Source organism: Phocaeicola plebeius (genome assembly GCF_003437535.1).
Taxonomy (GTDB): domain Bacteria; phylum Bacteroidota; class Bacteroidia; order Bacteroidales; family Bacteroidaceae; genus Phocaeicola; species Phocaeicola plebeius_A.
Map to the genome: position 1 here is coordinate 22,852 of NZ_QSQT01000016.1, position 23,607 is coordinate 46,458.

The window sequence follows — 23,607 nt, forward strand, 5'->3', positions numbered from 1 at the left end:
TGACTTTGTAGGTCATGGTGGAAACTTCCACCTTTGAGCATCAATGACTTATAACAAAGAATCATAAACACATCATAATTTACCCCTCATTAAACCCCTGCTTTTTGAGGGGTATTTTGCATCATAGACACTCTCAATAGAGAGCATTTTACTATAAAAAGAGTTTGCTCCCTCTTTTATTATCCTTTTATGTTAATGAAAATTAAATCTATCGGTGGTGAATGAGTGGGTAATTGGTGGCTTTCAAGCACCTATTTAGCACCCATAAACATACATATATTTTTGCGGCATTAACTCTAAAATACGAAAGATATGGCTTATAAAGTAAATTCGTTGGAGGAGATGCCAAATGCATTGTCCTACCTGATTGAGTCCGTAGAGGCTCTACAATCTAAAGTAAATGCCCTGCAGAATAAGCAGGCAAGTAATTCACCCAAGTGGATGGATATAGATGAGCTCTGTGCTTACCTACCATCGCATCCTGCCAAGCAAACGGTTTATGGATGGGTTTCAGCCAAACAAATCCCCGTACATAAAATAAATAAGGCTCTGGCTTTTCTACAATCAGAAATTGATGACTGGTTGAAGAACAAATCGCATAAGACACAGGATGAACTGATGGAGGAAGCCAGACGATTTGTTGAATCCAAAAAGATTATCAGATGATGGGAACGGCTGATTATTGTTTTTCATTCTTTCGCAAGCCCATCCAGAACATCGAACCGATAAGAGCTGTAGGTATTGTGGATGTGTACCGCTATATCACTGGGCATTATGCACAACCACAAACCGAAGCCTTGCGTCTGATGGCTACTTCTCCTGAAGCCAAAAGGTACAAAGCCACCCATTTTGACTATTGTACTTTTTCTGGACTATTCCGTAAACGGAATGAGAGGGAACTGATAATGCACTCCGGATTGATGTGTCTGGATTTTGATCATGTGGAAAATATTATGGAACTAAAGCAAAAGTTACTCAACCATGAGTATTTTGATACGGAACTGTTATTTGTCAGTCCATCCGGTAATGGATTAAAATGGATAATACCCGTTGACTTGAAAGGCTGGGAACATTCCCGGTACTTTAAGGCTGTTACCAACTGTATCAAAGCAACAGGCTTGCCATTGGTAGATATGTCCGGAAGTGACGTTGCTCGTTCATGTTTTTTGCCACATGATCCACAAGCATATATTAACCCTAAATACAAAGATGATGTCAAAGAAAATATTTTTCGCCCAAGATTGGGAGAATGTCCCTTCTGAAATACAGCAAACAGATATGCCAAGTATTACTCCACTATATAATAAGGTGGAGGAAGATGTGGAAAATATTGTCCGGGAAATAGAGCAGCGTGCCATTGATATAACACCCAATTATAAAGATTGGGTAGAATTGGGCTTTGCGCTTGTGGACGGATTGGGAGAAAATGGACGAGAGTATTATCACCGCATTAGCAGGTTTTACCCTAACTATCAAAGGGAAGAAACCGACAAACAATATACACATTGTCTGCAATCCAAAGGACAAGGTATTACCATTCGTTCTTTTTTCCATCTTGCAAACCAAGCCGGAATTTCGCTGGCTCCATTCAACAAAGAACATTTATCCATTTTGCCAAATATCCAAAATGGAAAAACGGGTAAATGGATAAAGTCAGAGGAAGAACTTCCGGCATTTCCTGAGTGTGTATTTGAGCATCTTCCCCCTTTTCTAAATGAGGTTGTCAACAATTCTATATCGCTGGATGACCGTGATACAATATTGATTGGGGCGATTGTGTGTTTGTCTGTCTGCTTTCACAATATTTGTGGAGTGTACGATGAACGCATCGTTTATCCGAACCTTTATCTGTTTGTAGTAGCAGATGCCGGTATGGGGAAAGGTGCATTGACTTTATGCCGGGAACTTGTAGCACCTATCAATCGCAATTTGCATGAACTTTCAAAACGATTGGAGCTGGAGTACAAGGAAGCAATGAACGCTTACATCAAAGGCAAGAAAGATGGTGGAATGACCATGCCAACTGAACCGCCTATGCGAATGCTTGTCATTCCTGCCAACAGTAGCGCAAGTTCTTTCCTGAAGATATTGGGAGATAATGACGGAATCGGACTGCTATTTGAATCGGAAGGTGACACATTAAGCCAGACTTTGAAGTCGGACTATGGTAATTATTCAGATGTATTACGAAAGGCATTTCATCATGAGTTAGTCAGTTTAAACCGCCGCAAGGACAGGGAATATTGCGAAGTCAGCAATCCAAGAGTGTCAGTCGCTTTGGCTGGAACTCCCGAACAGGTAAGGAAATTGATACCTGATGCGGAAAACGGTCTGATGAGCCGTTTCTGTTTTTATATCATTCGTTTCAATAGAGGTATAAGAAACGTGTTTGCCACAAATGATATTTCCCAATCCAAGAATGCCATGTTCAAACTGATGGGGGATAAATTCTGCCATCTGCATGAAGAATTTGTCAGACAAGGCAATTATTCCTTTTCTCTTCCCTCTGATTTGCAGGAACACTTTATAGAATATCTCAGTCGGGTGAATGAGGAATGTTGTGACGAAGTAGATAACAAGATGCAGGGTGTAGTCCGACGGATGGGGCTGATTGCCTATCGTATAATGATGGTGTTGACTGCTGTCCGACATTTGGAGAATATGACTCACGAATCATCTTCCTCTAACAAGACTATACAATTGATTTGCCATAAGTATGACTATTCCATAGCCATGAGTATCTGTGAAACCTTGCTTTGCCATGCAGTGTTCATCTATCGAAACTTGTCAGGAAATCAGCCCAAACGTTTACAATCCCTTTCACAAGAAACGGGCATTTACGCACGAAGGAATACCCTTTATAATATGTTGCCAGGAACATTCACCAAAAAAGATTATGACGCAACTGTTTTAGCTTTAGGTGAAAATGGAAGTACGGCAAACAAATGGATAGAAGCCTTTATCAAAGATGGAAAACTAAGCCGAATAGAACAAGGTAAATATAGGAAGATTTTTTGAGTGGCAAGTTTGTGTTTTAGTGTCACTAAAACCTATGTGGCAAGCGGATAGAACTGCCACTCTCAAAAAATCAATTTATGCACATCAAAGTTTATATAAGTATGAAGGAAAAGAAACTTGGTGGTCGCCCAAAGTTGGCGAGTTACCAGAAACGTACGAAATGTTTCCGGGTAATGTTTACCGAGAACGACTATATCTATATACAATCCAAAGCCCAACAGGCAGGATTGTCTGTCAATGAATTTTGCCACCAGGCTGCAATGGGCTGTGAAGTCGGTCAGCGCATCAGTCCGGAAATGATGTCGGCAATCCGTGACCTTTCCGGTATAGCCAATAATGTCAAGCAGATCGCCCATCAGATGCACATCTATGGTTTGGAAGCAGTGAAACAACAATGCTTTTCTATTATATCAGAAGTCAGCAGAATTATCACCCAAGTAAAAAATAACAATCATGATAGCGAAGATTAAAACAAGAGCCGATTTTAGAGGAATAGTAAATTATGCCAATGACCAAAAGAACAAGAAAAAGAGTGCTACACTTTTGGCACATGAAGGTGTTTGTGCTATCAACAACAAAACCATAGCAGATTCTTTTCAGATACAAACCTCTATGCGTCCGAAAGTAAAAAGTCCGGTGAAACACGTATCTCTTGCTTTCTCTCCGCAAGATACCGTCCGTTTTCCCAATGACGAAAAAGGAAATACACTTATGGTGGAGATTGCCAAGAAATGGATGGAGCAAATGGGGATTCGCAATACCCAATATATCATAACCAGGCATCATGATACGGAACATCCACATTGCCATATCGTATTCAACCGGATAGACAATGACGGTAATCTCATTTCTGACAGCAACGAAAGGATACGAAATGCAAAAGTCTGTCGTGCTTTAACCAAAGAGTATAAACTTTACTTTGCTCCTAAAAACAGCAAAGCCAGAAATAAAAGCCGTTTACGTCCTCATCAATTACGTAAGTATAATCTTCGTTCCTCAACTCTTGATGCGTTGGCGGCATCTCGCTCATGGCATGACTTCTTCCATATGCTCAAAGAGAAGGGAATAGATGTACGTTTTAATCATGCAGAAAACTCTGATAATATTCGTGGTATATCCTTTTGTATGGATGAATTTAGCATTGCCGGTTCTAAACTTGATTCAGATCTAAGTTTTAACCGTCTTTGCGCAACATTGGGTAATGTGGCAACAGAACTTATAGTGCAACCTCATCAAGCAATTGTTCCTAGTGCTGGCGGAGGAACTAATAACGAACAGGGATGGCGGGATGATAAAAGCAAGGATAACCAAAGAAACGAACCTTTTTATAAAACCTCAAAACGTAGAAGATAATGAAAGAAGATGTAGTAGCTGCAAATCTCGCAAATTTGCGTCAAAGTATCAATGAATTGAAGGAATGCGTTAATAGGCAGAATGTAACTCCAAACCAACCGGAGCAACATATAAAGGTGGATTTGGATGAAAAGACCATTTATAATGGAGTTGCCAAAAGCTTCTGTACTTGCTGGAATGATGCACTGTCAGTAGTGAAGAAACATGTTTGGAAACAACAACCTGATACATTACCATTTTCACAATGGTTTCCAAAACTGGTCGAACTGTTTAAGCAAAAATCTAAGTTTCTTGAATACATATATAGCCACGTTTGTGATTACAATCTCAATCGCCTTAATATTGAGATTAATACAGAAAATATATTAAAACAGCAGGATGAAATACTTTCAAAAATCAATGAGCTGAAACATCCAATAACCGTTATTCCACCCAATATCAATGGGATGTTTATACGTGGGCATCATATTAAACTTCGATATGTTGTGGCTATTGTAGTAATTATTTTGACGTGGGCTGTTGTTGCTTCAGTTAGTAGTCTGAAATATAAGGAAGAATCTTTTGCGCATTATTCCATGTATCGGGCGGTGAAGGAACAAAGTCAATCTTTTATTGAAAAAATGGACAACGATAAAAGGAAATGATTAGGATATGATTAAATATTTCTTACTCTAGTGTTTGCTTTAATATCCTTTAAACTTCTGATAGGTCGCAAAGTATTATATGTTACAGAAAATGAAAAATAGACTACCAAATGCCTTCATAATTTTGGAGGCATTTGGCTCTTATCTAAAAATATACGTTTTGTATGACTACGCAAGTAACCTTATGAGTAATAAGAACTAGTGTTACCATGTAATGACCTTATCGACAATCTCCTGCTGTTCGGCACTGCTACGTCGCAAATAAATACGAGTAGTTTCTATACTTTCATGCCCCATCAGGTCGGCAAGCAAAGAAATGTCATTGAACTTCTCTAAAAAATTCTTGGCAAAGCGATGGCGGAACGAATGAGGATAAACCACTTTCTCATTCAATCCGTATTTAATAGTATAATTTTTTAATTGTTGCGCAATTCCTCTGGTGGTGATGCGCTCGCCAAAGCGATTGAGGAAAAGATAACCGCTTGTACGCTTAGTTTTACCAAACCATTCTGTGGCTTCCTTACGTAAAGTCTTCGGAATATAGATGCGGCGAATTTTACCACCTTTGGTGTAAATGTCAAAATATCCTATTTGTACGTGTTCCACCTTCAGCTGAATAAGTTCGCTAACTCGTGCACCTGTGGCAGCGAGAAAGCGAACAACGAAATACCATTCTTGATTTTCTTCCTTTTTCAGTTTGTTCTTTAGGAAAACATAGTCGGCATTGCTGATTACATTTTCTAAATAACTACGCTGTTGAACCTTGACGGATTTTAATCTTAAACGAGATTTCCCCATACAATCAAGATACTTGTTCATAGCCTGAATGCGGAGATTGACTGTTTTTGGTTTAAACTTCTCAATAAGGTAAGTCTTATAGATCAGGAGATTCTTTTTATTCAAATCCTTGTGTCGAGAATAGAACTCCTTGATGGCATACAAGTATGCCGAAATAGTGTTTTCTGCCATATTACTTTGACGCAAATACTCTTCAAAGCTTTTAATATCCATTTCTATTTTTATTAGTGAAACAATATGTTATCACCAAATAAATTACGATGATAATCAAATGCGTTGAATTCCTATTATGAGAAGTTGCTCGTCATCGCATAACAATATAAAGCGATGCACACACTATCACAAAAATTAAATAAGCTTTTATCAGACAGAGCAGAACTTGACCTTTCTTTGGCACGGAATTTACAAAAATCAATTCTGCAAGAAGCAATACAAGGCAAGTTAGTCCCTCAAATAGCAGATGAAGGAACTGCCGAAAAGTTGCTTGCCGAGATTCGCAAAGAGAAAGAACGCCTCATAAAAGAAGGTAAGCTAAAAAAGTCAGCATTGTCTGATTCTATTATCTATAAAGGTGACGATAACAAGTACTCGACCATCCGTAAAATAGTACTCTTCACGCATATTTACACTTACTGCCCATCCTTTTTGTTGGAGTGCAGGAGTAATGAACAGAGTGCGTATCTCTTGTTCTTTGAGCTCTTTCTTGTTTACTTCCATAACAATAACTCATTTATGGTTTTACACTGCTGACAATCAAATCCTTTACATCAATATTAAGAACTTTGGCTATATCATTAAGTGTTTTAAGGTCTGGTTGAACTGAGTTACTACACCATTTACTTACAGTACAATTAGATTTTCCAATTTGTTCTGCAAGCCATTTTCCTGTCTTCTGTTGTTCGACAAGCACAACTTTTAGTCTGTTTAAATTAGCCATGAAGTAAAATGTTTTAATCCAAAGGCAAATTTATATAAATTGCCTGATAGTATAAGTAACTTCCAATAAAATTATATTATAGGAAGTTGTACAATTAAAATATGACATTGTTTTTTTAATTATTTTCTTTCTCCCTTCTCTCTTTTACCCTTTCCTGTCCTGGCATTTTTTTAGCCAACACACTTCCTCCTGCAGGAAAATATATAGGAAAAACTTTATACAAGAAACTTACAATATCATTACGCTTCTTACCCATGTTGAAAAAAGCAGAACAAACAAAATACATAAGGTCTTGCTGACTACATGTATCTTTTTGCTGAATAGATATTGATGGAGCGATTATCAAGTCATGTTCTGCAAATGCGCAGGCACAGGCAAGAATAGCTTTCTGCTCTTCCTCAGTAAATACTTTGATTTTTTCTGTTAACCATTCAAGTTCTCCTTTGAGAAGTGATTTTTGCTTTTCATTTTGATGTTTTAATAGAGCATTTACATTTTTTTGTTGCTTTTCTGTCAAGGCATTTTCTAATGCTTGATTTTTTTGTTTAAGAAGATTGAATTTCAGCAAACCTGCAATGTACATACAAAAATATCCCACCGCAATATCGAATATTAAAATAAGCAGGTATTCTTCACTTGAAATTTGCGTAAACTTAGTCAAATATTCATTGATAGGAATAACGGCAAATAGCATGATGATGGCTATTGCATAAAGCACTATATATCGAGTTTTATGTTTTATTGCTGTAAAGAAGCAAACAAAAAAGCGATTACCAAAATGGCAACTATAACACAGAGTGGTATAAGATATATTCCCATAGGTCTATTCTTCTGCTTTAGGATTAATTACAATACGCCAATAGCCACCATGATCTGCTCCCTCTCTGACAAGCAATCCTTTGGCTTTTAGATTTGCAATCTGCATTTCAATGGCTCGTTTACTGACTCCTATTTTTTCCGCCATCTTATCTTGAGATATAGAGCCATCTGATATTACAAGGTCAAGAATGCTTTGTGCAGTCCGTCCCAATCGTTTTTGTTTCACCGAAGAATTTTGCAAATCACCGAAGGTTTTCACCGAAGATTTCTGTAAATCACCGAAAGTTTTCACCGAAGATTCTTCATCGATAGAGTACTTTTCGAAGCTACTATTTACTCTGTTGGCAACTTCTTCTATAGGTATCCTTCCGTTCTCTCCCCAATTCAAATTATAGAATGTGGTATAGAAAGAAATTGCTTCCGTTTGATATTGTGGTTCTTTGCCCGGCAGGAAATTAGGCAGTTTCTCCGTAAGTTCCCGCATTTTCCTTAAGCCCGAACCGCGTTTCTCCATATAGTCCAATTGAGTAAACATATCCGCAATAACTGGATTACGGCGCATGGACGGCACTTTGTATATGTCTCGGTCTTGAATTTGTGTGCCATCAAGCATTGCTCCTGGTGATACCAATTCTACTCGGTCATCATAGATGTCAATATGTACTTCACCACCCATAACTGTGTAATCTCTATGGATAAGATGGTTTACCAACCCTTCAAAGATAGCACGGTCGGAATAGTCGGGGAGATTCAGGCGATAGTTCGGCATCTTCACCCATCCACTCATGGTATAGTTCTTGATGAAGTCCATACCATATTTCAAAAGCAATACGAGATTTGCCCGATGTTCTACGGAACTGATAGCATCGTCTTTATAAAGTCCTGTCCAACGTGTGCAGAAAATTCGTGATTGGAATACAGTGCAATTATCCACAAACAGCAATCCGGCATTGGTCAGTTTACCGTCAGATGTGACAAGTCCGAATGACTCCAAATACTTATCGTTCCATTCCTGATGGGTTTGTTCGAGGAAAGTGTTGGCAAGGATAACGAAAGAATGTTTGTTGGCATCCACTTGTGTAGGCAGCGAATCCCAAGTCATGTGCGTACCCTTTAATACCAATGAAAGAAGTTGTTGCGAATTGCACTCCACACTTTCATTACCAACTCTTGTATAAGCTGTACGTGTTCCGTCTTGATAATAATAATATGGTGTCAGCGTTCCTGCCTTTACTCTTACTTCAAGCAAGGCACGTCCTTCGTGTTCGATCGGGATAAGTTGTACGTCAGGTACCGGGTCAAGTCTTGCCTTTATCATTTCACTGATAAAGTCGGCATCTGCTTGTGGATTCTCCAAGCCTACAATCATTCCGTCATCGTTTACTCCATAGAATAGGCTGCCACCGTCCGTATTGGCAAAAGCCGACACAGATTTAAGCCATGACTTTACCTTCTTACGTTCCAGCATTTCCTTGAAATCGTAAGACGAGCATTCCGCTATCAATGTATTGTTATGAATTTGCATCGTTTTCTTTTTGTTGTTTGGGGATAAAGCCCAAGTTCTATATACAAAGGTAAGGATAAAACCGGATATTATGTTAAAATTGCCCCATTAATTTGATTATTATGTGTTTATATCACGATATTTATCAAATAAATCTGTACTTTTGCAGTAAAGAGTTGTGGTTGCTTATGGATGCTTATTTTCGGGTTTCCGCTATATTTGCAACACGTTCACGCAAGTTGCTCATACAGAGATACTGTTGATTTTGAGGAAGTAAAATAATCTGTAACAAATAGATAGAAGAGATTCCGTATAATCCGAAAGGGTTATACGGAATTTTTTTATGCTTTGATACTTAGTATATATTGGCTAAAATGACAAATAAAAAAGTGTAGTCTTCATACTTTGTGGGGATTTTTCTATATTTGTACAGATTAGCTTGAAGGAACCGCGAACAAGAATGTTTCCAGCTGTACAATCTGGAGATGCAGTCTAATTATATTATACCATGAAAAGAAAGTTTATATTTATATCTGTTTTGTTGCTTTGTTTTAGTACTATTTGCTTCGGTGCATGCATAGATGAAATTAAAATGTTCTATACGAGCTATATGACGAATATTTTAAATGTGGATTCAACCAATGAAATACTGTGCAAGAAGTATTTAACTGAAGAATTGGCTGCTAAACTCCAAAGAATGCGTAATGCCACGGGAGGAGATCCGATTATACGGGCGCAGGATATGAATTCAGATGCAATTAAGACATTAAATGTAAGAGAAATTGCAGACGATTGGTATATGGTAAGCTATCTTTGGAATGAAAAAGATAGTGCTAGTCTGGTGGAGATTCCATTAAAAGTGGGGTGTGTGAATGAAAAATGTAAGATAGTATATATTACCCCTATTGAAAATGGTAGTCAATATGGAAATGAGTGGTTGACCGGTTTTGAAAATACAGCTTCATATAAAATAGATAGTTCGTCGGGAGAATCATTGGTCGAAAGTTTTTATAAACTTTACGTGGCTACCTATTGCAGCATGTGTAGCGATTTGAATTCCAAGTTGCAGTCTTTTCGCTTGTCTCATCTGTCTCACACAGCTTTAGAACAATTCAAGAAGGTAGAATTAGAAAATCTACAGGATGGCTTCGGGGGCTATGACCTTTTGATTACGAATTTTGATTTCGACAGTATGTGGTTTTACAGTCTGAAGGTTGTTCCGTTGGAGCCTGATAATTATCAGGTTACTTATCAGGCCGGGAAGTATACGCATCAAATAAATATTCAAGTTGCATACCGGGACGGTAGATATTGGATTAATGCCATCACTGGAGTTCGATAAGTATTCATACCGTTATTTCTTCTTGCTCAGTTCTGCCCGTATACGACTGAGCGACTGAGGTGTGATAAATAAATAAGAAGCGATGTGCTTCAGCGGTACGTGCTGCAATAATTCCGGATTTTGCTCCAGGAGTGTCAGGTAACGCTGTTTGGCTTGTGCAGCACCTCCGTTTATCATCCAGTTTTCCATGTCCAGAAACTGGCGTTCAAAGATGACTCTTCCGATGTTGGCGAACAAGACGGAAGAAGAGAAAAAAGTCTCCAGCTTGCTTTTAGAAATACGATAGACACGGCTGTCGCTCATGGCTTCGATGGAAACCAGAGAAGGAAGTCCGGCCACATATCCCCAGGAGGAAAAGATACTGTCACCTTGAAAGGCAAACCAGAGCGAAATGTCCACTCCGTCGCGCAGATAATGTCCTCTCCAGATGCCGTCGGCTACTAGATAGAAGGAAGAGTTACGCTCTCCCTCCCGTACGATATGTTCCCCTTTCCGGTAGGTTAGCAGTTCCATCTGTTCCAGCAGCTTTTCGGCTTCCGGCTGTGCCAGTCCGTATTTTTCACGAAGTATCTCAATAAAAGCTTTCATACTTTTCTGCGTTTATGCAGGCACAAAGGTAATAAATCTTTAGCTTCGTTTTCTGCGACAATAGATGGTAATGACAAAAAGAAAGGTCAGCAGTTCGGAAACGGGGACAGCCAGCCAGATTCCCGGTACTCCCCACAGGATGGGCATCAGCCAGAAACAGAACAGGATGAGGATAAAACCACGCAGCAGGGTGATGGCCATGGCCGGACGGTCGCGTTCCACACTCTGGAAATAGCCGATGGATACAATGTTGATGCCGAAGCACACGAAGCCGGAAGCAAACAGGGGAAGTCCTTTGACGGCCAGGTCGTGTGCCGGATAGGAACTGTCGATAAACCACGAGGTGATTTGAGCGGAGAACAGGGTTGTAACGGCAAATACCACGACACCGCAGGAGATGGCGGTCAGCAGGGCCAGGAGAAAGGCTGCCCGTACGCGCTCCGGATTTCCGGCACCGAAGTTGTAGCTGAGAATGGGCTGTGCCGACTGGGCAATGGCATTGTATACCATAAAAATGATGGGGAAGAAGTAGCAGGCGATGCTGTAGGCAGCTACTCCGTCTTCACCCAGGTAGTGAATGAATACGTAGTTGCCGGTAAACATCATAGTGGCAATGGCTGCTTCACAGAGGAAACTGGACAATCCCAGTTTGCACATATAGCCCGTGTTGCGGAGGGTGAGACGCAGACTCTTGGATGATAATTTCACTTTGCACAAGTGCAGTACCCGGTGCGGCTGCATCAGGTAAATCAGAATCATCAGGGCGCCTACGATGTATCCCAGGCTGGTAGCTAAGGCCGCACCGAACATTCCCCATTTGAAAACGAAAATAAACAGATAGTCCAGTCCAATATTCAGCAGGGCCGGTATGATGTTGCACACCATGGCATAATTGGGCGAGCCGTCCAGTCGCACGAAGAACATGCCGGAACTCAGCAGGGCACTGAAGACCAGGAAGGGGACAAACCAGTGCATGTATTCCGTGGCGAGAGGCAGCAGACGGGGAGAGCTTCCCAGCAGCAAGGCAATTTTCTCCACGTTGCAGAGGATGACTGCGGCGTAGGCGATGAGCAATAAGGAGGAAACCACTACTGCTTGCGTAATATTGATGCGGGCGACCTTTACCTTTCCTTGCGACAGGTGAATGGAGGCTACAACCGATGCACCGATACCGAACATCAGCGCCACTCCCGTATTGATGAGAAAAAGCGGAGCCGTAATGTTGACGGCAGCCAGGGCGTCACTGCCGATACCTTTTCCCACAAAAATGCCGTCGGTAATGATGAAGATGGCCGAGAAAATCATTCCCAGCACCGTAGGGATAAGTAATTTCCGGAATAATTTCGGAATGTCCATACTTCCGAAGTCAATACTGTCTTTCATGTCTTTTCTCTGTTTTTGAATTTGGCTGCGAAGGTAAGCCAATTCTTATACTAAAAAATTCACAAATGGTAATAAATCATTTTTTAGCCTCTTCCTGCAAATGCACCGAAAAAGGTTTGGGTGGCCGGTTTCTACGCTTCAGTCACTTCAGGCGCGGCTTGGGAATAATTCCCGTGAAAGGGGACGATGGGGCCTGCTATCTTTGTGGCGTAGAATGATAATATTGTAGAAGAATGAAAACAGAGATTTTATTTCTTGCAGGGATGTGCTTGTGCGCATGCAGCCGTACGCCACAGGAACAGACTTCTTTTCCCAGCGTGAAGGTGGTTCATGCCGAAGTCATGGAGGCTCCCTCTTCACGGTGCTATACGTTTATTTCGCAGCCTTACCGCTTGTCTGAATTATCTTTTCGGGTGGGAGGGCCTGTGCATGCATTTGATGTGCAGCAGGGACAGTTTTTCCGGAAGGGACAACTGATTGCGGCCATTGATGAACGTGATTTTGTTATCCAGAAGCAGCGCACGGAGGCATTGTATCGTCAGGCGGAGGTTGATTATGCCCGTATATCCAGCTTGTATGAGGCTGTCTCAAAATAGAGAAATTGGACAGACATACTTATAATTTATAAGTTATAGTATTAAAATCTCCTGCTTTTAGCCATATCATTAGAGTAAACTAAGGCTGAAACAGGAGATTTTTTATTTCTAAGTTTCAATCTGTAATATTTTTACTTTTGCAATTCTATTTTGAGACAGCCTCATGAATTATGAGCAGGCAAAGGCAAACTATGAACGCACCAAAGCGGATTATGAAGCGGCAGTCAACGCGTGGGAAGACAGCCGTCTGTATGCGCCTTTCGACGGTTATGTGCAGCAGGCGCATATCGAGCGCTACCAGGATGTGAAACCGTCGGTTCCGGTGGTGACGTTTATCGACCTTTCACGCATCAAGGTAGAAGCCTACGTGCCCGAGGATATGGCGTTGCAGATGCGGCAAAAAGATTCTGTGGCGTGTGTGGTCCGCTTCAATGCACTTCCTGACAGGGAATTTGTGCCTTCTGAATATTTCCTGACGCAGCGTATGTCGCTGGCAGCCATTATCATTGCCATGGGTATGCTGGTGGACAATGCCATTGTGGTGTACGATGCCGCACTGGTGAACATGCAGCGGGGCATGCGGAAAAGAAAAGCCATACTGGATGCCGTGTCGGGCACTTCCATGCCGCTGTTGGGAGCGACCCTGATTGCGGTACTGACCTTTCTTCCGGTCTACCTGTCGCCGCATATCACTGGTGAAATCCTGTCTTCACTGTTCATTGTCATTGCGGTATCTCTTTTGCTGAGCTGGGTACTGGCCATTACGCAGAATGTATTCTTCGTGCAGGAGTTTGTGCGTCGTCCGCGTCCGGATGAGCTGAAGGGCGAATTGTTCAGCGGCCGTGCATACGACCTGTTCCGGCAGGCATTGAGATGGACTATACAGAGACGCTATGTGGTTTTAGGAGCGATGGTGCTGTTGCTGGTCATTGCCGGATGGGGATTCCGCTTTATTCCGCAGCAGTTTATGCCCTTGCTCAACAAGCAGTATTTTTCGGTCGACGTCTGGTTACCCGAGGGTACACGTATAGAAGAAAGTGACCGTCAGATGACGGAGATGACAGCCTATCTGAATTCGTTGGAAGGAGTGAAAAAGGTGTCGTCGTTTGTCGGGCAGACGCCGCCCCGTTATTACCTGGCCAATGCGGCTTATGGTCCGCAGCCTAATTATGCGCAATGCCTGGTAGAAGCTGACACGCCGGAGAAGTCACGTGAGCTTCAGGCTATGTTGTACGACCGTTTGCCGGAAATGTTTCCGGACGCGCTGGTTCGTGTGAACAGTTTCGAGATAAACTCCATTCCGCAGGCCTTGATTGAGGCACGCTTCTGCGGAGATGATCCGGAGGTACTCGATTCTTTGACCAACCTGGCGCTGGAAATCATGCGGAAGAATCCCAAGGTGCTGAATGCCCGCAATGAGTGGGGAAACATGGCACTGATGATTAAGGCCGATTATGATCCGGTAAAGGCCGGAAGGCTGAATGTGGGACGGCATGACATGATGAATGCCGTGAAAGCCGTCAATGACGGTACGGCTGTAGGGGTATATCGTGACCGCGACAAGAAAGTGCCGGTGTTGCTGCATACGGATGTCAAAGGTTCCTGGGACATGGAAAGCGTGGAGGATTTGCCGATATGGAACGGGCGTAATTCTGCTCCGCTGGGGCAGGTGGCCAACAGCATCGGACTGGCATGGGAATATCCCCTTGTGCGCACGTACGACCGGAAGTTTTCCATGGCTGCCCAGTGCGATGTAAAGCGAGGACATACCATGAAAGAAGTTCACTCTGAAATCCGGGAAGAGATTGAGCGCATTCGTCTTCCGGAAGGATATACCTTCTTCTGGGACTCACAGTACAAGGACCAGAAAGAAGCCATGGCTGCACTGACTAAGTATTTCCCGCTGGCACTTATCATGTTGCTGGTCATTCTGGTCATGCTGTTTGGCAACTTTCGTCAGCCCTTGATTATTTTCCTCATTCTACCCTTGTCTTTGATAGGGATGGTCTTTGGTCTGTGGGTCACCGGATTTCAGTTTGGCTTTTTCTGTATCGCAGGCTGGCTGGGATTGCTGGGAATGATTATCAAGAATGTGATTGTGCTGCTCGACGAGGTAAATATTCAGCAGAAGGCCGGTGTGGAGCCTTATACGGCTGTGATAGAGGCCACGGTTTCCAGAGCCCGTCCGGTATTGATGGCGGCCCTGACCACGGTGTTCGGACTTTCCTTTGCCACCCTTCTGACACTGTTTGTCACTCCGGCCTTGTACACGGTTTTCTATAAAATATCCAAACGGGGTGAATAAAAAGAAGAAATGTGTGGCCCAATAAAAAATGTTTCTCTAATTTTATAACTATATTGAGATGAATAGAAGAATGATGATGTGCTGCATGCTGGGACTGGAGCTGGGAGTCCATGCCCAGGAGAGTGTATTCTTGCAGCAGTATCGTGAAAAGGTGAAGGCCTATTTTCTTCCTTCGCTGAGCGGAAATGCCAATGCCAGTTACACGGGTAACCCGCTGGAACTCTACAGGGAACTTCCGTCCATAGAAACTCCGCTGTATTTTCAGGGGCGTGACACCAAGTACGGGGCTTCCGTGACTTTGTTGCAGCCGGTCTACTCGGGAGGGGCACTGAAAGCCGGACTGGAGAAATCCCGAAAGGAAAAGGAGAGTGCCTTGTACGAAGAAAAGCGGGTGACGAACGACGTGCTGTATCAGGCAGACCAGTATTACTGGAATAAGGTGGCCAAGGCGGCAACGAGTGAGCAGCTGGACGGGCGTGTCTTTTTCCGGGTGAACCGCCAGTTTATCCTCTCGGCCGATTCCATACGCAATATTCAGCACTACTTCAACGGAAAGGCCGTGGTGAGTGTATGGCCGGCGTATGATGGTACGATACAAATTAGCCGTGAACGGATGATTCTTTTGAAAATGTGGTTAAATAGCTGATTCTTTGTGCTTTATAAATCTGTTGGGATAGGTTGAAAAAACGCCTTTGCGTTTGATTCAGAACGGCCTTGCGTTTGAAGTAAAACGTAAGGCCGTTTCAGATAAAATGTACTTGTGTTTGGTTTGAAACGCAAGTGCGTTTTCTTAGTGCTTGATTTAAGGCAAAAATATTGCTCGAATTACCTTATTTAACGGGATGATTTTCTTTCGTTTCGTGACTTTCGTGTACTTTTGCACGCTTATTAAGATTTTAAGGATAACGAGAGGAAATTATGGCACAGTCTAAAGAGATGACATCAGGGCCGAGTCTGCCGCTGATTCTGAATTTTACTTTTCCATTGTTGCTGGGCAACCTGCTCCAGCAGACGTATTCGCTGGTGGATGCGGCTATTGTCGGAAAGTTCTTGGGTATCAATGCGCTGGCTTCTGTTGGTGCCAGTACGTCGGTCGTCTTTTTGATTTTAGGGTTCTGCAACGGGTGTTGCGGAGGTTTCGGCATTCCGGTGGCACAGAAGTTCGGAGCTCGCGATTATGTGACGATGCGGCGCTATGTATCGGTCAGTCTGAAGCTGGCGGCGGTGATGTCGGTCGCGGTAGCCATTGTCACCAGTCTGCTTTGCGGATTTATCCTGCGTTCCATGCGCACACCGGAGAATATCTTTGAAGGGGCTTACCTCTATCTGCTGATTACCTTTATCGGTGTGCCGTGTACGTTCTTCTATAATTTATTGTCCAGCATCATCCGTGCGCTGGGCGACAGCAAGACCCCGTTCTGGTTCCTGCTTTTCTCTACTATACTGAACATTGTGCTCGATTTGTTCTGCATCCTTACGTTAGGGTGGGGAGTGGCCGGAGCAGCCATTGCTACGGTCTTCTCGCAGGGGTTGTCGGCCTTGCTGTGTTACATCTATATGTACCGCAAGTTTGACATCCTGAAAACCGAGCCTGCCGACCGTCGTTTCCGTAGCGACCTGGCCCGTCAGTTGCTGTACATCGGGGTACCGATGGGATTGCAGTTTTCCATTACGGCCATCGGCAGCATCATGTTGCAAAGTGCGAACAATGCGCTGGGTACGGCCTGTGTGGCAGCTTTCACGGCAGCCATGCGTATCAAGATGTTTGTGATGTGTCCGCTGGATAGCTTGGGAATGGCCATGGCGACCTATTCCGGACAGAATTACGGGGCCGGAAAGCCGGACCGCATCTGGATGGGTATCAAGTCGGCCACGCTGATGATGACCGTCTATGTCATAGCGATTGGTGCCCTGATGTGGGGACTGGCCGAGAAGTTTGCCCTGCTGTTTATCTCACCGGATGAGACCGAGATTATCGACGATACGGCTTTGTTCCTGCACATCAACACTTCTTTCTTCTTCTTGCTGGGTATGCTCAGTATCTTGCGCTATACCATTCAGGGAGCGGGCTACACACGGCTGGCTATGTTCTCCGGTGTGTCGGAAATGGTGGCCCGTGTGCTGGTCAGTCTGATTGCGGTTCCGTTGTGGGGATTCTGGGGCGTATGCTTCGGCGACCCGACAGCCTGGCTGTTTGCCAACCTCTTCCTGATTCCGGCATTTATCTATGTGTACCGCCGTTTGCAACGGATTGTGGTGAAAGAAGGACGGGTGGTGGCTAATTCCTGACAGGCAGCCGCTTCCAGAAGAAAGGGGGTATCAGTCGCCAGAGAGCTACCAGTATACGATAGCGCCAGTCAATCACGACAATGCGTTTCTTTTTCTCCAGGGCACACACAATGTGGCGGGCCACTTTCTCCGTATGCATCAGCATGGGATAGTGTTTGCCGTCGTTCAGGAGCCCGGTGGCTACGAATCCTGGACGGATATCTGTAAACCGGATGGGAAGTTTCTGGATGTGAGCCAGTTGCTCCAGCGCATCGATGTACGTGTTCTGGAAACGTTTGGTGGCAGAATAGGCCGGAGCAGCTCCCAGCCCTTTGGTTCCGGCAATGGAACTGATGACCGCCAGGTGTCCTCCTTTCTGTTGGGCAAAGTAGCGGAAGGCGGCTGTCACCATGCGCACAAATCCGGTGCCGTTGGTCTCCAGCGTGCGGAGTTCGATTTCCGGTGTCAGCTGGTAGTTTTGATGACCGATGCCCGAGCAGTGCAGGTAGAGGTCTATGCCTCCCATTTCTTCAATCAGTTTCAGCAGGCGGTCGGTCGCATCCTCCTGACAGATGTCGATGGCCCGGATGTGGATACGCTCCGGAGCCAGTTGCTGCAGTTCTTTCAGATTCTCTTCACGCCGGCCAGCCAGTCCGAGTATCCATCCTTTCTGGAGCAGTTGCAAGGCCGTTTCTTTTCCGATACCGGAAGTAGCCCCTACGATGAGGGCACGCTGTATAGGTTTTTTATTCATCAGTTGGTACGTATTTCATAAAGGAATTCCTGCGAAACTGGAACTCCTTCGGTAGGTTCACAATGGATTTTTCCGAAAAGGGGCATCTGCGGCTGGAGCGGCTTCAGCTCTGCCGACAGGTGGTTGCAGAATGCCGTGTAGGAATGGTTGTGCATGCAAGGCCCCGCATCGTCACGGTACACCAGTACGTAATGGTTCAGGGGACGGGCATGCACCAATTGGTTGATTTGCAGAGCCAGGTCGCGTGCTTCTCGCGGAGCGATGCGGTCGAACAGACTGGAGAGGTTGAAAATCACCAGTTCGGTCAGTACGGCATGGGCTTGCCAGAAGGCAGCAGGCACGGCACTCAGGCGGGGATACCAGTTTGCCTGAATGTGCTTGTAGGCTGGTGAACGGAAAAAGGCTTCGGCCGTTTCTCCCATTTCCTGCATGGGATAGATGCCCGTATAGGTCAGGTCTAGATGGGGAAGGGAACGGCATACATCGGCAAAAGCCAGTCCCGAAGCTCCGGCTTCACACGAGAGATCGCAGAACACCACGCGTCCTGATACCTTACGGATGAGGTCGTGCTGCCAGTTGCCGCTTCCGGTAAAGAGGGCCTGGGCAGCGGCATATTGTTTCCGCATATAAAAATAGTTGTAGGCCTGGCAGAAGTCAGATGGGGACATCTCTTCGGGCAGGGTGCGGAAGTCACTCCGGCCGTAGGCAGTGGCTTCACGGTAGTAAGTTTCGTTTTCTTCCAGCTGTGCCGGTGGAGCTATCAATTCCGAGAATATCTGCTTGAAATGCGCTGGCAGGGAATAGGTATCGTCTGCCACTTCCCAGTTCTTCCGGTACGAAGGCAGGGTGAAATCTCCCCGGCAGAACGAGAGGGCATCCGTTTCCAGGTATCCGTTGTGCAGGCGGATGTACTCCATCAGCTTGTAGAAGGTGATGTTGGCCCCGAGGATGTGCGGGTTACCCGTCAGCAGCAGTTGCTTGCGGGCGCGAGTCAGTGCCACATTCAGCTTGCGGTCAATCAGGAAATTGCCCTCCTGAAACGTATTGGCCGTAAGGAAGTTGAGCTGGCTGAAATTCTGTATGGTAAACGAATAGATGATAATGTCGCGCTGGCTGCCCTGGTAGCGTTCCACCGTGTCGATGGAGATGTCCTGCAAAGCAGGCAGCTGGAGGCGCGCAATCTCTTTTCGTATCATGGCAATCTGGTTGCGGTAGGGCACGATGACACCTACCGTCCGGTTCGGGTCGAAACGGGATTCCGTCAGACGGTAAATATGGCCTAACAGAGTGGCTACAATCCGGGCTTCGTTCGGGTTGGTCTTGTCCGAGCAGGTCAGGTGGTCTGGAGCTTCTGCGGGAATGAACACCATTCTGCGTTCCAGCAGCAACTGGTCGATGGTGTCTTGCGGAGTCAGGCCGGCTTCGTAAGGCGTTTCTTCCAACTGATGAGGAAGAGGCACGCTCTCCAGTTGCTCCCGGTAGTAGAACGTCTGGTTCGGGAACTCGGCAATGGCCGGATGCATGCGTCCTTGCTTGTGAAGGATGCTGCGGCAGGTATCCGGACTCGATTTGTAAAGGCGTTCGAACAGCGAGTTGCGGCAATCTTCCAGCCCGATGTTCCGCAGCAGGAGGTCGGTCACGGCAGCTTCTTCCGCACTTTGCTGGGCAATGGCCGGCAACTGTTTGTAGTCGCCCACCAATACGAACTTGTCGATGGCGTTATGCTGCTGATGACGGGCAGACAGGATACCTATCAGGTCGGGTTCCAGAATCTGTGAAGCTTCATCGATGATGGCCAGCTGGAAATGTTTCAGCGTGAACAGGTTGAGGCGGTTATTGATGGCGGTCGTGGTACCCACAAAGATACGTGTGCGTGCCATTTTCTGCTGGATGTCGGTCAGTTTGGGACAGTCATCCAGACTGTATTTCAGCAGGTAAGGCACGAAACGCTTGTCGCACGACAACTCGTTGCCGATACGGATGAACGGGGTACGGTCGGCAATGCCGGAATCCGTGAGCATGGCACAGATTTCATCCACCGCCCGGTTGGTGTACGACAACAGCAGGATGGAGGTGTCCGGTTCGCTCAGGGCTTCTTCCACCATGAAGCGCAGGGCACACGAGGTCTTTCCGGTGCCCGGAGGACCCACCAGCAGAAAGTAGTCTTTGGCCTGTTTTTCTTTCAGGATGAGTTCGTTGAAACGACCGTAATCGCCGTTCAGTTTGACGCCCTCCAGTTGTGCAGGCGGACGTACGCCGAGCAGCAGTTCTTTCCGGTCGGCCTGTGCGGACAGAAAAGCATACAGCCCGCGGAATCCGTTGTTGGCGGACGTGTCCGAAAAATCGTGTTCTACGGCAAACACCTCTTCTTTGCCGCCGATAATATCTTTATTTTGCTGTCCGTTGCGCAGCACTAAGGTCATACGGTCCGGCTGCAATTCCAGAATGTTTCCCTTCATGAGAATCTGCTTTCTCATGTCCGGTTCTTCCTTATACGCATAGAGAATCACCATGTCGCCCGTGCGGAAGTTGGGCAGGAAGTCTTCGTCCTGTGTCGGAATGTGCAGTTCAATGAGGTCGTATCCTTTGCCGGGGCCGCTGCTTTGTTTCTCCTGGATGGTCAGTCCGGTCAGGATATTGCCCGCCTCCAGTTTTTCGTGCAGCGGGATATGCCAGTTGCCGGCAAATCCGTGAGACGCATCGTTGCTTCCTCCGGTCTTGCTGAGAATCTGTTCCTTTGATATGAACGTGAAAAAACGGTTGAAGTAGGCCCGCTCCAGCGGTGTACAGCGTTTCAGCGTATTGATGGCCGTCTGCAGTTGCGGTTCCTGGTAGTCGTTCCACAGCTTTCCTCCAATCTGCAATTCGTTCAGCAAATCGATGCTCAGTGAGTCTACAATTTCTCCGATGGCTCCATCGCCCAGTCGCATCTCGTTGTGTACGATGTAATTTCGGAGCTTGATGCTCTCCCGGAACAAATTTTCGGCAAAATGTTCTATCAGCAATCCGTCGGCATATTTGGAATAGAGCAGGAAGGTTTGCATATTGGCGGTTTCCTGTCCGAAATTATACATCAGTACGCCTTGGTAGAGCATCATCTGAATGAAATGGTCTTCCTTATGGCGGCGATGGTATTCGTCGCGCTTTCCGGCCTTCTGTTCGATGAGTACCTGGAAGTCTTTCTGCATCATGTCCACACGTCCCTGCAATCCCAGTTTCTCACAAATGAAGGAGGCTTCGAGCAGGGTATTCTTCTTGTTGAAGTTCCGTATGTTATGAGGCAGCACATCGTGAACAAACGAGCGGATGTTCATCATCTGCGCCTGTGCCTGTGCGTGAAAGTCGGCCGGAAGGGAGCAGGTACAGAAGTCGAGGGCCGAAGCGGCGAAGAATTTCTTGATGGTGCGGGGGTAGCTCACCGGCTCCTGCGGCTGCTCGTTGATATAGTCGTCGAGAAACTGGCTGGCCAGGTTACCCATCAGGATGGGGGCCGTATTGGCTCTCGGCTTGATTTTGTTCATGAAATAGTTGAGCGGGTGGTGTCCGTACTCCCGAAAACAGGCGGCCAGCGAACTGATGTCAATCAGGTAATCGGGGTGAATCACAATAAGGTTGGGAATGTAGTGATTTTCCTCGTCCACACGCACATCGAGCAGGTTCAGCGGCAGATTTTCTGAAAGCAGGTCTTTCAGATAGAGCAGGTCGCCGTCATACCCACCTTTGGCATAGTTGATGATGATGAACGGGTCGGTTTCGCTGTCGGTCGCTGCAAAAATCTGCGTGTCGTTCCAGCTGGTCACCGAAGCCCGTACGTACGGGATGTGCGACAGGCGTGTACCCTGATACGGACGGTTGGAGTGGGGGATTTCCGGAAGGATGGAAGCCGGAATGTCTTCTTCAAAACCCAGTGAGACAAAGCGCACCAGTGCCCGCAGGTCGTAAAGGTATTCCTGCATGTCGGCCTGAAAACGGTCGCCCATGGCTGCGTTACAGTTGCGACGCATGGTCTGGATGGCATAGCGGTCGGAGGGAGTCATTTTCTTCTCCTTGCAGATGTAATCCAGACGGGAAAACAGGTTGGCGAACGAGAGCGTGACACCAGTGGTCAGTTCATAACAAGCCTGCTCCAGCACTTTGTGGAGCAGGATATATTTAGCTTGTAAATTGTCGGGGGCAGCCGTCGGCTGATGATGAATCCGTTCGATACGGTTGAACAAATCGAAGGATTGAAGTTCGATACGAGACATGTGCAAAAAAGTGTCGGCAGAATGTTAGGGCAGCTTGGTCAGGTGATAAATCCGATACGCCTTGGTGAGTCCGCTGAACTCTCCTTTGTATTGTGCGGTTACCTCTTCTTTGATAAAACAGTTGGTGGTGGCAGCTCCTTCTTCGTTTGTAGAAGAAGTGTTGTCAGTAGTCTGGGTAGAAGAGGTTTCGTTTTCGAACAGCATGAAAGTGTATGTTCTCTTGGTGCTTCCTGCCATTTCTGCCTGAATCTGCTGGTAAGGTTCACCGGTATCTTCCGTGTACTTTAATGTACGTTCAAAAAGTCCGATTTGATAGCTTCCGGTATAGTTAGGGAAAATTTTCAAATCGCCGTATGACAAAGAAGCGTCAGAGTAGGTGAATAGCAAGCGTCCGCCTGACTGAACCGGAGCGTCTTCGGCAATTCGTGCAAGCAGTTCCGCTTCTTCTCCTTTGGTTAGATTATCACCTTCCACTTCTGCACTGATGCTTTCTATCCGGTAGTTGCTTTGCGGGTTATTGACAACAATCGTCAGTGTGTAACTGTTGCCTGAGCGGTCGGCAATAAGGGTAGAGGTTTCTCCGATGCTGACCGGAATGAATGTCAGTGTGTCACCGTCGTAGCGGTAGTCTACGATTTCCTTATTTTCATTTTTGATGGTATAATTTCCTTCTCCTCCACGGATTAAAAATTTCTCTCCTTTACTGAACGGACTGATTTCCAATTGGCCGTCAGTGATTTGTTGATGGTCGGTAGCACTTACTAGGTAAATGGGGCCGTGGTCATCCTTGCATGCCATAAAGGAAAGGATGAGTACAATCAGAAGTATTCCATGAAAAAAATGTGTTCGTTTCATAAGTCGTATATTTGAATTGTTGCTTCAAATATACGACTTTTTTTGAATTTATGAGGGGGATGGGGTAAAAACAAAGCCAATCAGTACAGTTCTTTTCATTTAAGACTGACAGTGAATGTTTGAGTACTTCCCTTGCAGTACTTCAGTACTTTCACGGCAGTACTGTAGTACTTCGCCGTCAGTACTTCAGTACTGC

18 protein-coding genes and 3 pseudogenes are annotated in these 23,607 nt (G+C 45.3%); 12 read left to right on the plus strand and 9 right to left on the minus strand.

Translation table 11 applies throughout. The features are described from left to right. The first annotated feature begins 312 nt into the window (after positions 1 to 312). The 6 genes from mads1 to DXD04_RS09510 all read left to right on the plus strand — a co-directional run bounded on the left by mads1 (position 313) and on the right by DXD04_RS09510 (position 5,015). On the plus strand, positions 313 to 666 hold the full coding sequence (gene mads1, locus DXD04_RS09485; protein ID WP_048927615.1) for a methylation-associated defense system helix-turn-helix domain-containing protein MAD1: 354 nt from the start codon (positions 313 to 315) through the stop codon (positions 664 to 666). Next, positions 663 to 1,262, plus strand: coding sequence for a BT4734/BF3469 family protein (locus DXD04_RS09490; RefSeq protein ID WP_087207462.1), 600 nt, complete (start codon positions 663 to 665; stop codon positions 1,260 to 1,262). Before mads1 ends, DXD04_RS09490 begins: the two co-directional genes overlap by 4 nt. Continuing rightward, positions 1,213 to 3,018 carry a DUF3987 domain-containing protein gene (locus tag DXD04_RS09495; RefSeq protein WP_117672891.1) on the plus strand — a complete coding sequence of 602 codons (1,806 nt, stop codon included), beginning with the start codon at positions 1,213 to 1,215 and terminating at the stop codon, positions 3,016 to 3,018. The genes DXD04_RS09490 and DXD04_RS09495 overlap by 50 nt, the downstream gene beginning before the upstream one ends. Before the next feature lie 101 nt (positions 3,019 to 3,119). After that, positions 3,120 to 3,488, plus strand: coding sequence for a MobC family plasmid mobilization relaxosome protein (locus DXD04_RS09500; RefSeq protein WP_117672893.1), 369 nt, complete (start codon positions 3,120 to 3,122; stop codon positions 3,486 to 3,488). After that, complete coding sequence (locus DXD04_RS09505) at positions 3,472 to 4,371, plus strand: relaxase/mobilization nuclease domain-containing protein (protein ID WP_117672895.1); 900 nt, start codon at positions 3,472 to 3,474, stop codon at positions 4,369 to 4,371. The genes DXD04_RS09500 and DXD04_RS09505 overlap by 17 nt, the downstream gene beginning before the upstream one ends. Continuing rightward, positions 4,371 to 5,015 (plus strand): hypothetical protein, encoded by a 645-nt coding sequence (locus DXD04_RS09510; protein ID WP_117672897.1) that lies wholly within the window; start codon positions 4,371 to 4,373, stop codon positions 5,013 to 5,015. Before DXD04_RS09505 ends, DXD04_RS09510 begins: the two co-directional genes overlap by 1 nt. 204 nt (positions 5,016 to 5,219) lie before the next feature. On the opposite strand, the gene DXD04_RS09515 is transcribed toward DXD04_RS09510, so the two are convergent. Beyond that, positions 5,220 to 6,026, minus strand: a complete 807-nt coding sequence (locus tag DXD04_RS09515; protein WP_117672899.1) for a tyrosine-type recombinase/integrase — start codon at positions 6,024 to 6,026, stop codon at positions 5,220 to 5,222. A gap of 189 nt (positions 6,027 to 6,215) precedes the next feature. Between DXD04_RS09515 and DXD04_RS17105 the strand changes: the two are divergent. Next, a pseudogene (locus tag DXD04_RS17105) lies at positions 6,216 to 6,401 on the plus strand (restriction endonuclease subunit S); the annotation flags it as partial. A gap of 142 nt (positions 6,402 to 6,543) precedes the next feature. Here DXD04_RS17105 and DXD04_RS09525 read toward each other — a convergent pair. The 3 genes and pseudogenes from DXD04_RS09525 to DXD04_RS09535 all read right to left on the minus strand — a co-directional run bounded on the left by DXD04_RS09525 (position 6,544) and on the right by DXD04_RS09535 (position 9,094). Beyond that, on the minus strand, positions 6,544 to 6,750 hold the full coding sequence (locus DXD04_RS09525; protein WP_117672901.1) for a helix-turn-helix transcriptional regulator: 207 nt from the start codon (positions 6,748 to 6,750) through the stop codon (positions 6,544 to 6,546). A gap of 115 nt (positions 6,751 to 6,865) precedes the next feature. Then, positions 6,866 to 7,569 (minus strand): annotated as a pseudogene (locus DXD04_RS09530) (hypothetical protein). A gap of 4 nt (positions 7,570 to 7,573) precedes the next feature. Next, entirely contained in the window at positions 7,574 to 9,094 is a 1,521-nt protein-coding gene (locus DXD04_RS09535) for an RNA-binding domain-containing protein (RefSeq protein WP_117747470.1), read from the minus strand. Between the two features lie 487 nt (positions 9,095 to 9,581). On the opposite strand from DXD04_RS09535, the gene DXD04_RS09540 reads away from it, so the two are divergent. Continuing rightward, the gene (locus DXD04_RS09540) at positions 9,582 to 10,415 is read left to right on the plus strand and encodes a YqhG/Tai3 family protein (protein ID WP_117672905.1); all 834 of its coding nucleotides are present in this window, start codon (positions 9,582 to 9,584) and stop codon (positions 10,413 to 10,415) included. 12 nt (positions 10,416 to 10,427) lie between these two features. Here the strand turns inward: DXD04_RS09540 and DXD04_RS09545 are convergent, their stop codons facing one another. Both DXD04_RS09545 and DXD04_RS09550 read right to left on the minus strand, forming a co-directional pair. Continuing rightward, positions 10,428 to 11,003, minus strand: coding sequence for a Crp/Fnr family transcriptional regulator (locus tag DXD04_RS09545; protein WP_117672908.1), 576 nt, complete (start codon positions 11,001 to 11,003; stop codon positions 10,428 to 10,430). Positions 11,004 to 11,042: 39 nt separating this feature from the next. Beyond that, a complete protein-coding gene (locus tag DXD04_RS09550) occupies positions 11,043 to 12,386 on the minus strand; it encodes an MATE family efflux transporter (RefSeq protein WP_117672989.1) in 1,344 nt (447 codons plus the stop codon). 233 nt (positions 12,387 to 12,619) lie between these two features. Here DXD04_RS09550 and DXD04_RS09555 point away from each other — a divergent pair, with 233 nt between their 5' ends. The 4 genes and pseudogenes from DXD04_RS09555 (at position 12,620) to DXD04_RS09575 (ending at position 17,576) form a co-directional block, all read left to right on the plus strand. Further along, positions 12,620 to 12,982, plus strand: coding sequence for an efflux RND transporter periplasmic adaptor subunit (locus tag DXD04_RS09555; protein WP_229035406.1), 363 nt, complete (start codon positions 12,620 to 12,622; stop codon positions 12,980 to 12,982). A gap of 478 nt (positions 12,983 to 13,460) precedes the next feature. Continuing rightward, positions 13,461 to 15,287 (plus strand): annotated as a pseudogene (locus DXD04_RS09560) (efflux RND transporter permease subunit); the annotation flags it as partial. A gap of 58 nt (positions 15,288 to 15,345) precedes the next feature. Further along, positions 15,346 to 15,933 carry a LytTR family transcriptional regulator DNA-binding domain-containing protein gene (locus DXD04_RS16915; RefSeq protein ID WP_259295982.1) on the plus strand — a complete coding sequence of 196 codons (588 nt, stop codon included), beginning with the start codon at positions 15,346 to 15,348 and terminating at the stop codon, positions 15,931 to 15,933. Positions 15,934 to 16,205: 272 nt separating this feature from the next. Further along, positions 16,206 to 17,576, plus strand: a complete 1,371-nt coding sequence (locus DXD04_RS09575) for an MATE family efflux transporter (RefSeq protein ID WP_117672910.1) — start codon at positions 16,206 to 16,208, stop codon at positions 17,574 to 17,576. Here DXD04_RS09575 and DXD04_RS09580 read toward each other — a convergent pair. Genes DXD04_RS09580 through DXD04_RS09590 form a run of 3 tightly spaced genes read right to left on the minus strand, consistent with a single transcriptional unit; the run spans position 17,566 to position 23,411 of the window. Further along, a complete protein-coding gene (locus DXD04_RS09580) occupies positions 17,566 to 18,294 on the minus strand; it encodes an SDR family NAD(P)-dependent oxidoreductase (RefSeq protein ID WP_178288457.1) in 729 nt (242 codons plus the stop codon). The genes DXD04_RS09575 and DXD04_RS09580 overlap by 11 nt on opposite strands. Before the next feature lie 14 nt (positions 18,295 to 18,308). Continuing rightward, entirely contained in the window at positions 18,309 to 22,556 is a 4,248-nt protein-coding gene (locus tag DXD04_RS09585) for a DEAD/DEAH box helicase (RefSeq protein WP_117672914.1), read from the minus strand. A 24-nt stretch (positions 22,557 to 22,580) separates the two neighbouring features. After that, positions 22,581 to 23,411, minus strand: a complete 831-nt coding sequence (locus tag DXD04_RS09590; RefSeq protein ID WP_117672916.1) for a hypothetical protein — start codon at positions 23,409 to 23,411, stop codon at positions 22,581 to 22,583. Between the last annotated feature and the right edge of the window lie 196 nt (positions 23,412 to 23,607).

Excerpts from the sequence above, each read along its gene's own strand:
- mads1 (WP_048927615.1), top strand. The coding sequence starts at position 313 with ATGGCTTATAAAGTAAATTCGTTGGAGGAGATGCCAAATGCATTGTCC.
- DXD04_RS09490 (WP_087207462.1), top strand. The coding sequence starts at position 663 with ATGATGGGAACGGCTGATTATTGTTTTTCATTCTTTCGCAAGCCCATC.
- DXD04_RS09495 (WP_117672891.1), top strand. The coding sequence starts at position 1,213 with ATGTCAAAGAAAATATTTTTCGCCCAAGATTGGGAGAATGTCCCTTCT.
- DXD04_RS09500 (WP_117672893.1), top strand. The coding sequence starts at position 3,120 with ATGAAGGAAAAGAAACTTGGTGGTCGCCCAAAGTTGGCGAGTTACCAG.
- DXD04_RS09505 (WP_117672895.1), top strand. The coding sequence starts at position 3,472 with ATGATAGCGAAGATTAAAACAAGAGCCGATTTTAGAGGAATAGTAAAT.
- DXD04_RS09510 (WP_117672897.1), top strand. The coding sequence starts at position 4,371 with ATGAAAGAAGATGTAGTAGCTGCAAATCTCGCAAATTTGCGTCAAAGT.
- DXD04_RS09515 (WP_117672899.1), bottom strand. The coding sequence starts at position 6,026 with ATGGATATTAAAAGCTTTGAAGAGTATTTGCGTCAAAGTAATATGGCA.
- DXD04_RS09525 (WP_117672901.1), bottom strand. The coding sequence starts at position 6,750 with ATGGCTAATTTAAACAGACTAAAAGTTGTGCTTGTCGAACAACAGAAG.
- DXD04_RS09535 (WP_117747470.1), bottom strand. The coding sequence starts at position 9,094 with ATGCAAATTCATAACAATACATTGATAGCGGAATGCTCGTCTTACGAT.
- DXD04_RS09540 (WP_117672905.1), top strand. The coding sequence starts at position 9,582 with ATGAAAAGAAAGTTTATATTTATATCTGTTTTGTTGCTTTGTTTTAGT.
- DXD04_RS09545 (WP_117672908.1), bottom strand. The coding sequence starts at position 11,003 with ATGAAAGCTTTTATTGAGATACTTCGTGAAAAATACGGACTGGCACAG.
- DXD04_RS09550 (WP_117672989.1), bottom strand. The coding sequence starts at position 12,386 with ATGAAAGACAGTATTGACTTCGGAAGTATGGACATTCCGAAATTATTC.
- DXD04_RS09555 (WP_229035406.1), top strand. The coding sequence starts at position 12,620 with ATGAAAACAGAGATTTTATTTCTTGCAGGGATGTGCTTGTGCGCATGC.
- DXD04_RS16915 (WP_259295982.1), top strand. The coding sequence starts at position 15,346 with ATGAATAGAAGAATGATGATGTGCTGCATGCTGGGACTGGAGCTGGGA.
- DXD04_RS09575 (WP_117672910.1), top strand. The coding sequence starts at position 16,206 with ATGGCACAGTCTAAAGAGATGACATCAGGGCCGAGTCTGCCGCTGATT.
- DXD04_RS09585 (WP_117672914.1), bottom strand. The coding sequence starts at position 22,556 with ATGTCTCGTATCGAACTTCAATCCTTCGATTTGTTCAACCGTATCGAA.
- DXD04_RS09590 (WP_117672916.1), bottom strand. The coding sequence starts at position 23,411 with ATGAAACGAACACATTTTTTTCATGGAATACTTCTGATTGTACTCATC.